Genomic DNA, 10218 nt, shown 5'->3' with positions numbered 1-10218 from the left:
GTGGCCGACACGCGACGAGACGATGCACTTGGCGAGGTAGAGGGGGTCGCCGCCGGTCTCGACGACCTGGGTGAGGATGAGCACCGGATCGCCGGCGGCGAGCGACAGCTGCCGTCCGCGCGAGGCGCCGACGACACCGGGGGTGAGCTGGCAGGTGCCTGCGCTGACGGCGAGCGCACGCAGCTGCAGGATGCCCGCCAGCAGCGTCGCCGGGCGGCCGGCGAGATCGTTCAGGGCGTCCGCCAGCGGCGCGCTCATGTCGCTGAGATAGCGTCCGGCGGGCAGATGCTCCTGCACGATGGCGATCGGATGCCCCTCGCGATGCAGCACGCTCTCACGGAACCACGTGTTGGCGGCCATGTCGAGGCGCAGATGGCCGGCGACGAAGTCGGTGTTCGGTTGCATGACCATCTCGGCGGGGCGCACGTCGACCGGCTCCTCCGGAGCAGCGAGTGCGACCTCGAACGGGCGCAGCTCCTCCAGTCCGACACGGGGTGCGGAGGCCGTGACGAAGCGTCCGACGCCGCGACGGGTGGAGATCAGACCGTCCTCTTCGAGCAGCATGAGCGCTTCGCGAACCACCGTGCGGCTGACGCCGAGCCCCTCGGCGAGTTCGATCTCGCGAGGGAGTGTCTCACCGACGGGGAAGACGCCCTCGCGGATGCCCTGACCGATGCGGGCGTATGCGGCGACACGCAGCGGCTGACCGACGGTGGCGGTCAGCGGCTGTGCGAAGAAGCTCTGCGTCACGTCGGGTCCTTCCTGCGGTGCGGTCCTTCATTCAACCACGAGCGAAGGCTGAAACTTGATGTTATACCGGAGAGGTATAACATCAGACTGCTCGATCAGTCGGGCCTCTCCCCTCACGTCCGGACAAAGGAGTCTCACTCATGGAATCCACGGCACTGCGCGGCACCCGCCGCACCTCCCGATCGCTCGCCGACACCACGGACGACGGCCTGCTCCGAGGTGGACGCGCCGCGGCGGTCCTCGCGACGCTCATCCTCACCGTGGTCGCGTTCCAGTTGAGCGCCAGCATGATCTCGCCTGCGCTGCCTGACATGTCGCGTCGGCTGAACGCGCCGCTGGATGCGGTGTCGCAGGTGTCGTCGCTCTTCTTCCTCGCCGGCGCGGTCGGGGGCGTCGTGCTGGCACGATGGAGCGACTTCATCGGCCGCAAGCGAGGCCTGCTCATCGTGCTCGGCGTGTTCACCGTCGGCACTCTGCTCTGCCTCTTCGCGGGAAGCCTGCCGCTGCTGCTGGTCGGCCGGGTCATGCAGGGCATGTCGAGCGCCGCCTTCCAGATCTCCTACGTCATCCTGCGCGAGTCGATGAACCCCCGGATGTTCGGCATCATGCTGGGCATCCTCACCGCGATCAACGGCGGAGTCGGCGGGGTCGACGGATGGGTCGGCGGTCTGCTGACCGATGCGTTCGGGTACCGCTCGCTGTTCGTGGTCATTCTCGCGGTCGCCGTGCTCGCGGTGCTCACCGTGCTCTTCGTGCTGCCCGGCCGCACCGCCGCCACGACCAGCGGCCGGATGGACTGGCTTGGCGCTGGAGTTCTCTCGATCGCTCTGATCTGCCTGTCGTACTTCGTCTCCGTCGGCGGGTCTCAGGGCTGGCTCTCGACGAACGCGCTGCTGCTCTTCGCCGGGTTCCTTCTCTCGGTCACCGTGTTCGTCCTCATCGAGAAGAGGGTGGCCACGCCGCTCATCGCCGTGCGTCAGCTGCGATCGCGTCGCGTGTGGCCCGTGCTGACCACCACTGTGCTGACGCTGTCGAGCGTGTTCACCGTGATCAACTTCACTGTCGTGCTGCTCAGCCAGAACAGCGAGTACGGCTTCGGGCTGAACGCCGCCACGTCGGCCCTGCTGTTCCTCGCTCCGCCCGCCCTCCTCGGGCTCGCGGCCGCGCCGCTCTCGGGCTGGATCGCCGACCGGGTCGGCTGGGTCCGCCTGCTGCGGATCGGGCTGGGCATCTGCCTGGCAGCCATGGTGGTGATCGCGCTGTTCCCTGGCAGCCAGTGGACCGTCTTCGCGATGATCGTCGTGCTGGGCGTCGCCTACAACGGGCTCGTGCTCACCACCGCGAACGGCCTCGGGGTGCTGCAGTCGCCGCGGGAGGCACCCGCCGCACTGCCGAGCATGAACAGTGCGGCGTTCGGCACCGGCGCCAGCCTGGGCATCGCGATCGTCGTACCGTTCGTCGCTTCGGGCGGCCTCGGCGGCTTCACCACGGCGCTGTGGATCTCGACCGGCATCACCGTGCTCGCCCTCATCTCCAGCTTCATCCTCGCGAGCGCCGACCGCGACTGACCAGTCGATCCGACACAGTTAGGAAAACACCATGGCCCGTCCCCTCTACTTCGACTGCGACACCGGCATCGACGACTCCCTCGCGCTGGCGTACCTGCTCGCCTCCGCGGAGATCGACCTCGTCGGAGTCGGCGGCGTGCACGGCAACGTCACCGCCGCGCAGGGCGTGGAGAATACGCTGCGCCTGCTCGATCTCGCCGGGCGTGGCGATGTGCCCGTCGCACAGGGCGCGAGCGCGCCGCTGGTCGGCGAGTTCGGCGGCGGTGCCGCGTGGATCCACGGCGCCAACGGCATCGGCGAGGTCGAGCTGCCCGAGGCCGCCGCCAAGGCCATCTCCGACGACGCCGCCGACCTGCTGCTGCGGCTGTCGCACGAGTACGCGGGCGAACTCGAGATCGTCGCCGTGGGCCCGCTCACCAACCTCGGTCTCGCCCTGCAGCGCGACCCCTCGCTCCCCGAGCGCGTGCGCGCGGTAACGGTCATGGGCGGCGCAGCCCTCGTGCCCGGCAACATCACCGCCGTCGCCGAAGCCAACATCGCGCACGACCCCGAGGCGGCGCAGCTCGTGATCGCGGCGGGGTGGCCGATGACGCTCGTGCCACTCGACACCACACTCGAGAACCAGTTCGAGGAAGAGCACAGGGCGCAGCTCGTCGCCTCCGACATCCCCATCGCGCGGGCGGTCGGCGAGGCGCTGGACTTCTACTTCGACTTCTACGTCGAGCTGTACGGACGCCGCAGCAGTGCTCTGCACGACCCGCTGGCCGCGGCGATCGCGGTGGGTGGCATCCAGCCGGCGGTCGCGCCTCGCGTGCCGGTCGAGATCGACACCGCCGACGGACCCTCGCGCGGCCAGACGGTCTGCGATCTGCGCGGCCAGCGGCGCGGCTGGGTCGACCGCGCCGATGCGAACGTGCGGGTCGTGCTCGAGACGGCCACGCAGCTCGCGCCGCATCTGACCGAGCGGCTGCTGGCGCTGGGCGCACCGCGCGGACGATGAGACGACGATCATCCCAGCCGATTCCGAAGGCGGGCGCGTAGCGTCGGGGGCATGACGATTCTCCCGGTCGACGAGGCCGCGATCGCGGAGGCGAAGCAGCTGCGCGATGCGTTCCAGCGCTTCCTGCGCGAGTACGAGTTCGGGATGCGCGAGGTCGAGACCAAGATCTCGATCCTGCGCGACGAATTCACCCACATGCACGCCTACAACCCGATCGAGCACGTCAAGAGTCGCGTCAAGACGCCCGACAGCATCGTCGAGAAGGTCGCCCGCAAGGGCATCGAGGCGGACTTCGACGTGATCCGTCGCGAGATCACCGACATCGCCGGCGTGCGCGTCACCTGCAGCTTCGTCAGCGACGTGTACCGGCTGTTCGACCTGCTCACCCAGCAGGACGACGTGACCGTGCGCCTGGTCAAGGACTACATCGCCGAGCCCAAGCCCAACGGCTACCGCAGCCTGCACGCGATCGTCGAGGTGCCGGTGTTCCTCTCCACCGGCCCGGTGGCGATCCCCGTCGAAGTGCAGTTCCGCACCATCGCGATGGACTTCTGGGCCAGCCTCGAGCACAAGATCCACTACAAGTTCGACGGGCGCGTGCCCGCGCATCTCGTGCAGAGCCTCACCGACGCGGCTGAGGCGGCGGGCGAGCTCGATGTGCGGATGGAGCGCCTGCACCGCGAGGCGCACGAGAGCAATCAGCGCGTCATCGAGGCCTGACGGCGTCGCAGGCGCGGGCTTCAGCCGAGGAACGCCCGGGCGGCCGTGGCCATCGCGGTGACGCCGACCTCGATCGTGGGGTGGATCACCGGGGCGTAGAACGGCGAGTGATTGGTCGGGACGTCCCTGTCGACCGTGCCGTTCGCCACGGCATCCGCGTACACCGTCGGGTCGACGCCGCCCCAGAACCAGAACACGAGGGGCGCGCCCGCGTCGCGGGCGAACCACGACACGTCCTCGCTGCCGGTGAACAGTCCGGGATCGATCACCGACTGCTCGCCGAAGACGCCGCGGAAGGCCGAGACGACCCGCTCGGTGGCATCGGCGTCGTTGATCGTTGCCGGGAGTGTGTGCAGCGTCGAGATCTCGGGCTCGCGTTCGGCGCCGGATGCCGTGGCCTCAGCGCGGATGACGCGCTCGACCCTCTCGAGCACCTTCTCGCGCAGATTCTCGTCGGGATAGCGCAGGCTGAGCTGCAGCGTGGCGTTGGCCGGGATGATGTTGTTCTTCGTTCCCGCGTGGATCGCGCCGACCGTCACGACGGCGAGGTCGCGCGGATCGACCTCGCGCGACACGACGGTCTGCAGCCGCATGATCGTCGCCGCGGCCATGACGATCGGGTCGATCGTCGAGTGCGGGCGCGACCCGTGCCCGCCGCGGCCGTGCAGCACCACCTGGATGCCGTCGGATGCCGACATCTGCGGCCCCGGCCGCACCCCGATCGTGCCGGCGGGCAGGGGAGTGACGTGCTGGCCGAGCACCACGTCGGGCCGTGGGAAGCGGTCGAGGGCCCCGTCGTCGAGCATCGCGCGGGCGCCGGCGCCGTACTCCTCGGCGGGCTGGATCACCACGACGACCGTTCCGCTCCACTGGTCCCGCTCGGCGACCAGCCGCTCGACGGCGCCGATCATGGCGGTCACGTGCATGTCGTGACCGCACGCGTGCATCACTCCGACGGTGTTGCCGTCGGGGTCGACGCCGGTCGCGGTCGACGCGTACGCGAGCCCGGTCTCCTCGACGACGGGCAGTGCGTCCATGTCGGCGCGCAGCCACACCACGGGTCCGGCCTGCTCCGAGCTCGTCGACGGGTTGGCGAGCACACCCACCACGCCGGTGATACCGACGCCCTCGGTCACCTCGAGCCCGAGCTCGCGCAGGTGAGCTGCGGCGATACCGGCAGTGCGCGTCTCCTGGAACGACAGCTCGGGATGCCTGTGCAGATCGATGTAGAGAGCCTCGAGGTCGACGGTCATGCGTTGAGCCTAGCCCCGGGTATCCGCCGATCGGGCTGCTGCCGGCTGAGGCGTGATACTGTTCTCATGTCCCTCCGCCGGAGGCTTCACTCTCAACAGCTGCGCGAGTCTCGCTGCAGCCATCACCCAGATCCCGACCCGCGTGTGAGTGCCGCGGACCCGGATCACCCGATCCCGTCGAGTCATGCGCCCCGCGCCACTCGGTCGGCATCGCAGCACCGTGCACGCCGGACAATTCAGCGTGGCACCCCGGTCGCGACAGCGACCAGATCAACAGAAAGCAGAAGCACATGGCCACTGGCACTGTGAAATGGTTCAACTCCGAGAAGGGCTTCGGCTTCATCGCTCCCGATGACGGCTCCGATGACCTGTTCGCGCACTTCTCGGCCATCGAGAGCTCCGGCTACAAGGAGCTCACCGAGAACCAGAAGGTGGAGTTCGAGCCCGAGCGCGGCCCCAAGGGCATGCAGGCGGCGAAGATCCGCCCGCTCTGATCCGAGCGTCTACAGAACCGGCCGGTACCCGTATGGGTGCCGGCCGGTTCTTTTCGTCGGGCCAAGCCTGTCAGGCGGTCCGGCGCTTCCGATAGCGGCGGTTGCGCACGCCCAGCAGAGCGGATGCCAGCAGCGCAGCGCCCACCGAGGCGGTGAGGATCGCGACCTTCGCCTGATCGTGGTGCGGGTCTGCGACGTCGAAGCTCAGCTCGGCGACGAGAAGCGAGACCGTGAAGCCGATGCCGGCGAGCAATCCCACGCCGATGATGTCGATCCACCGCAGCGACGGATCGAGGTCGATCCGTCGCACACGGGTGATCGCCCACGTGGCCAGGGCGATGCCGATCGGCTTGCCCGCGATCAGGCCGAGCATGATGCCCAGCACCACGGGGTCGGCGAGCGCCGAGATCCAGCCCTCAGCGCCGCCGATGGCCACCCCGGCCGAGAAGAACGCGAACACGGGCACGGCGAAACCGCTGGAGAGCGGACGGAACCGATGCTCGAAGACCTCCGCGAGGCCGGGCCCGGTCTCCTCGTCGTGGGCGGCCCTGCGGTGCAGCACGGGCACGGTGAAGCCCAGCAGCACTCCCGCGATCGTCGCGTGGATGCCCGAGGCGTGCACGAGCGCCCACGCGGCGAAGCCGATGGGCAGCAGGATGAGCCATGCCGCCGACGGCCGCAGGTCGAAGAACTGCCGGTATCGCTGCGCGATCACGCCGTATGCGGCGATCGCGAGCACCGCCAGCAGCAGCGGGACGATGTCGATGGTGTCGGTGTAGAAGATCGCGATGATCGCGATCGCGACGAGGTCGTCGACCACGGCGAGGGTCAGCAGGAAGATGCGCAGCGCGCTGGGCAGGTTCGAGCCGATGATGGCCAGCACCGCGACGGCGAACGCGATGTCGGTGGCAGTGGGGATCGCCCATCCGCTCGCCGCACCCGGTGCGCCGCTCGTGACCGCGACGTAGACGAGGGCGGGCACCGCGACGCCGCCGAGTGCGGCGACGACGGGGACGATGGCCGTGCTGAACCGCCGCAGATCCCCGGCGACGAACTCGCGCTTGAGCTCGAGGCCGACCAGGAAGAAGAAGACCGCCAGCAGCCCGTCCGCCGCCCATTGCCCGAGGGTCAGCTCGAGATGCCACGGCTGGTAGCCGACCTTCAGGTCGCGAAGGGCGAAGTAGCCGTCGGCCCACGGCGAGTTCGCCCACAGCAGCGCGATGGCTGCGGCGGCGACGAGCAGCACACCACCGGTGGTCTCGGCGCGGAGGATCTCGCCGATGCGCCGGGATTCGGCGCGGGACGAGGTCGGGAACAGCGGGCGGGGAAGGGAGGAGGAGCGCATCATGCGGGCCTTCCGGGTCGGCGGACGATGACGTCGACCAGGCTTCCCGACACTCCTCCTCCACCCTATCTCGCCGGGTGCGGCCGCGCTGAGGGGCGGATGCCAGGCATCCGCCCCTCAGCGGGTGTCAGCGCCTGCGGCCGGCGACCGGGATGGGACCGGTGACGCTCAGCTCGTCCTCCCAGCACTGGATGCCCGTGACCTCGGGCATCCGCTCTCGGGTGAAGACCGGATCGAGGCCGGCCCGGCGCTGGTCGAGGTAGTCGCGCAGCAGCTTGAATGCGACGCCCGAGAGCAGCGCGATGGCGACGAGGTTCACGATCGCCATGATTCCCATGATGCTGTCGGCGGTGTTCCAGATGAGGTCGGCCGACGCGATCGAGCCGAGGAAGACGACGAGCACCACCAGGGCGCGGTAGGTCTGCAGCACGCCGCGCTTCGCGCGGATGAACTCGATGTTCGATTCGCCGTAGTAGTAGTTGCCGAGGATCGAGCTGAAGGCCAGCAGGAAGATGATCACGCTCAGCACGATGTTCGACCATGAGCCGAGCGAGCTGACCAGGGCGTTCTGCGTGAGCACGATGCCCTGCTCGGCGTTCGCGAGGTCGGGAGTGGCGACGAGCACGATGAACGCGGTGATCGAGCAGACCAGGAACGTGTCGAAGTAGACGCCGAGAGTCTGCACCAGACCCTGCTTGACCGGGTGTGTGACCGCGGCGGTGGCGCCGGCGTTCGGGGCAGAGCCCAGGCCGGCCTCGTTCGAGAACATGCCGCGCTTCGCTCCGATCATGATGATGGTGCCCAGCGCGCCGCCGGCGACCTCCTGCGTGCCCCAGGCCTGCGTGTAGATCGACGCGAAGACGTCGGGCAGGCGGTCGATGTGGATGCCGACGATGACCAGGCCGAGGATCAGATACAGCAGGGCCATCAGCGGCACGACGGCTGACGACACCGACGCGATGCGGCGGACTCCGCCGAAGATGACCAGCGCGGTGAGCGTGGCGAGCACGGCGCCGACCACCCACGGGATCCACGTGACCTCGCCGCCGAAGCTGCCCGATACGGTGGCGCTGATGGTGTTGGCCTGCAGCGAGTTGAACGAGAACGGGAAGCACAAGATGAGGATGACCGCGAAGACGATGCCCATCCAGCGGGCCTTCAGCCCGTGCTGCATGTAGTACGCGGGACCGCCCCGGAACCCGTCCCGGTCGCGCACCTTGAACGTCTGGCCCAGAGTCGACTCGATGAAGCTCGAGGCGCCGCCGATGAACGCCATCGTCCACATCCAGAACACCGCACCGGGGCCGCCGATCGCGATCGCGGTGCCGACGCCGGCGATGTTGCCGACGCCGACCCGGGATGCCGCCGAGATGGTGAACGCCTGGAACGCCGACACCGACTGCGGCCTGCCGTCGGCATCCGTCGGCGTGCGGTCGGTGAGCGTGCGGAACATCTCGGGGATGAGCCGGAACTGCACGACGCCCGAGCGGAAGGTGAAGTAGAGGCCGAGCAGCAGCAGGATGGGCAGAACCGCCCACGTCCAGAGCTTGTCGCCGAAGAAGAGCACGAAGTCGTTGAGGGCGTCCATCCGTCCAGTATTCAGGGGTGAGCCCGCGGAGGAGGACAGCGCCGGGCGGAACGGGCATACCGGGTTCTGCTTTGATGTGTTTGTGAAGACGACTGACGAAAGCCGGCCCGCCGGAGTCGGAGCCCTGCTGTGGCTGGCTCTGGCGACCTTCTCGATGGGGATCGACGGGTACGTGCTCGCCGGACTGCTGCCGCAGATCGAAGACGACCTCGACATCTCGAAGGCCGCGGCCGGGCAGCTCGTCGCGGTGTTCGCCCTCACCGCGGCCGTCGCGGGTCCGGTGCTGTCGTCGGTCACCGGCCGCTGGGAGCGCAAGCTCGTCATCTCGCTCTCGCTGGGCGTGTTCGTGATCGGCAACCTGATGATCGCGGTGTCGACGAGCTACGCGATGGCGATGTCGGGGCGCGTCGTCTCGGCCGTTGGCGGCGCGCTGCTCAGCGCCGTCGTCAGCGCCTACGTGGTCGCGGCGTCGCCGCCCGAGCGCCGCGGCCGAGCCCTGGCGTTCGTGCTCGGGGGGTTCCTCACCGCGACGGCGCTCGGTGTTCCCGTCGGCCTGGTGATCGGGCAGGACGACTGGCGGATGCCGCTGTTCCTCGTCTCCGCCGTGGGCGCGGTCGCGCTGATCGGGATCCTCGTCAACGTGCCCCGGCTGCACCTGCCGGCGCTCACGCTGCGTCAGACGCTCAGCCCGCTGGCGCGACCGGCGGTGATCGGGGCGGTCCTCGTCGCGACCGGCATCATGTGCGCGAGCTACCTGTGCTTCACGTACGCGGCGTACATCTTCGAGCCGAGGGTGGGCAAGGGCGAGCCGATCATCGCGGCGATGTTCGGGTACGGCATGGTCAGCCTCGGAGGCAACATCCTCTCCGGTCGCGTCACCGACCGGGTGGGGCCGACGCGGGTGATCGGGCTGATCATCGGCATCCTCATCGCGGTGGCGCTGCTCGGCACCGCGGGCCTGCTGCTGCCCGGCGCCGCCGGCGCGGTGGCGGCCTTCGCCTGGTTCTTCGGATGCGCGTTCTTCAACGGCGGCTCGGGTGTGGCGCTGCAGTCGCGCCTCGGCGACATCGCCCCCGAGTCGATGTCGCTCGTGCTCGCGCTGAACGGCAGCGGCATGCAGCTCGGATCGGCGCTCGGCGGCATGCTGGGTGGGCTGCTGCTGGCATCCGGAGTGGCGCCCGACGGTCTGCTGCCCGCCTCGGCCGTCGTGCTCGCGGTGACGCTGGGGCTGCACCTGCTCGTCTCGCGCGCCACGCCGCGCGTTCTCGTCGCCGCCTGATCGCACTAACGCACGTCTCGGCGGATGCCTGATGCCTACCGGCGCGGGGGCGCTGTCGTGCTGCGCACGATGAGCTCGTACGGCAGGTCGGCGACGGCCGCGGCATCCGGAGCGCCCTCGAGCTGCGCCAGGATCGCCGCCGCCGCCCGCTCGCCCTGCGCGAGCGGGAACTGGTCGACGGTCGTGAGCTCGAAGAACTCCCCGAGCTCGTACCCGTCGAT

Annotated in this window: 9 protein-coding genes and 1 pseudogene; 5 read left to right on the top strand and 5 right to left on the bottom strand. The window is 69.3% G+C overall.

Translation table 11 applies throughout. The annotated features are described in order from the left end of the window. The coding region (locus tag RT309_RS10665) for a GntR family transcriptional regulator (protein WP_313356898.1) at positions 1-750 on the bottom strand (750 nt) is incomplete at its 3' end. Positions 751-890: 140 nt separating this feature from the next. Between RT309_RS10665 and RT309_RS10660 the strand changes: the two genes are divergently transcribed. From RT309_RS10660 to RT309_RS10650, 3 genes are read left to right on the top strand one after another with little or no spacing between them, the layout of a single operon-like run. Then, positions 891-2318, top strand: a complete 1428-nt coding sequence (locus RT309_RS10660; protein WP_313356896.1) for an MFS transporter — start codon at positions 891-893, stop codon at positions 2316-2318. 31 nt (positions 2319-2349) lie between these two features. Continuing rightward, positions 2350-3318 (top strand): nucleoside hydrolase, encoded by a 969-nt coding sequence (locus RT309_RS10655; protein WP_313356894.1) that lies wholly within the window; start codon positions 2350-2352, stop codon positions 3316-3318. Positions 3319-3369: 51 nt separating this feature from the next. Beyond that, positions 3370-4038 carry a GTP pyrophosphokinase family protein gene (locus tag RT309_RS10650; RefSeq protein ID WP_313356892.1) on the top strand — a complete coding sequence of 223 codons (669 nt, stop codon included), beginning with the start codon at positions 3370-3372 and terminating at the stop codon, positions 4036-4038. A gap of 20 nt (positions 4039-4058) precedes the next feature. On the opposite strand, the gene RT309_RS10645 is transcribed toward RT309_RS10650, so the two are convergent. After that, complete coding sequence (locus RT309_RS10645) at positions 4059-5291, bottom strand: amidohydrolase (protein WP_313356891.1); 1233 nt, start codon at positions 5289-5291, stop codon at positions 4059-4061. A 290-nt stretch (positions 5292-5581) separates the two neighbouring features. Here RT309_RS10645 and RT309_RS10640 point away from each other — a divergent pair, with 290 nt between their 5' ends. Next, positions 5582-5785 (top strand): cold-shock protein, encoded by a 204-nt coding sequence (locus tag RT309_RS10640; RefSeq protein WP_313356889.1) that lies wholly within the window; start codon positions 5582-5584, stop codon positions 5783-5785. A gap of 70 nt (positions 5786-5855) precedes the next feature. Here the strand turns inward: RT309_RS10640 and nhaA are convergent, their stop codons facing one another. Then, complete coding sequence (gene nhaA, locus RT309_RS10635; RefSeq protein WP_396654446.1) at positions 5856-7133, bottom strand: Na+/H+ antiporter NhaA; 1278 nt, start codon at positions 7131-7133, stop codon at positions 5856-5858. A 124-nt stretch (positions 7134-7257) separates the two neighbouring features. Continuing rightward, positions 7258-8718: an alanine/glycine:cation symporter family protein gene (locus tag RT309_RS10630; RefSeq protein WP_313356886.1), complete on the bottom strand. Its 1461-nt coding sequence runs from the start codon at positions 8716-8718 to the stop codon at positions 7258-7260. Between the two features lie 82 nt (positions 8719-8800). Here RT309_RS10630 and RT309_RS10625 point away from each other — a divergent pair, with 82 nt between their 5' ends. Further along, the gene (locus RT309_RS10625) at positions 8801-9997 is read left to right on the top strand and encodes an MFS transporter (protein WP_313356884.1); all 1197 of its coding nucleotides are present in this window, start codon (positions 8801-8803) and stop codon (positions 9995-9997) included. A 35-nt stretch (positions 9998-10032) separates the two neighbouring features. On the opposite strand, the pseudogene RT309_RS10620 reads toward RT309_RS10625, so the two are convergent. Continuing rightward, a pseudogene (locus tag RT309_RS10620) lies at positions 10033-10218 on the bottom strand (LacI family transcriptional regulator); the annotation flags it as partial.

The sequence above is a fragment of the Microbacterium sp. genome (assembly GCF_032084865.1).
In the GTDB taxonomy this organism is placed as follows: domain Bacteria; phylum Actinomycetota; class Actinomycetes; order Actinomycetales; family Microbacteriaceae; genus Microbacterium.
This window is presented reverse-complemented; position numbering and strand designations above follow the sequence as displayed.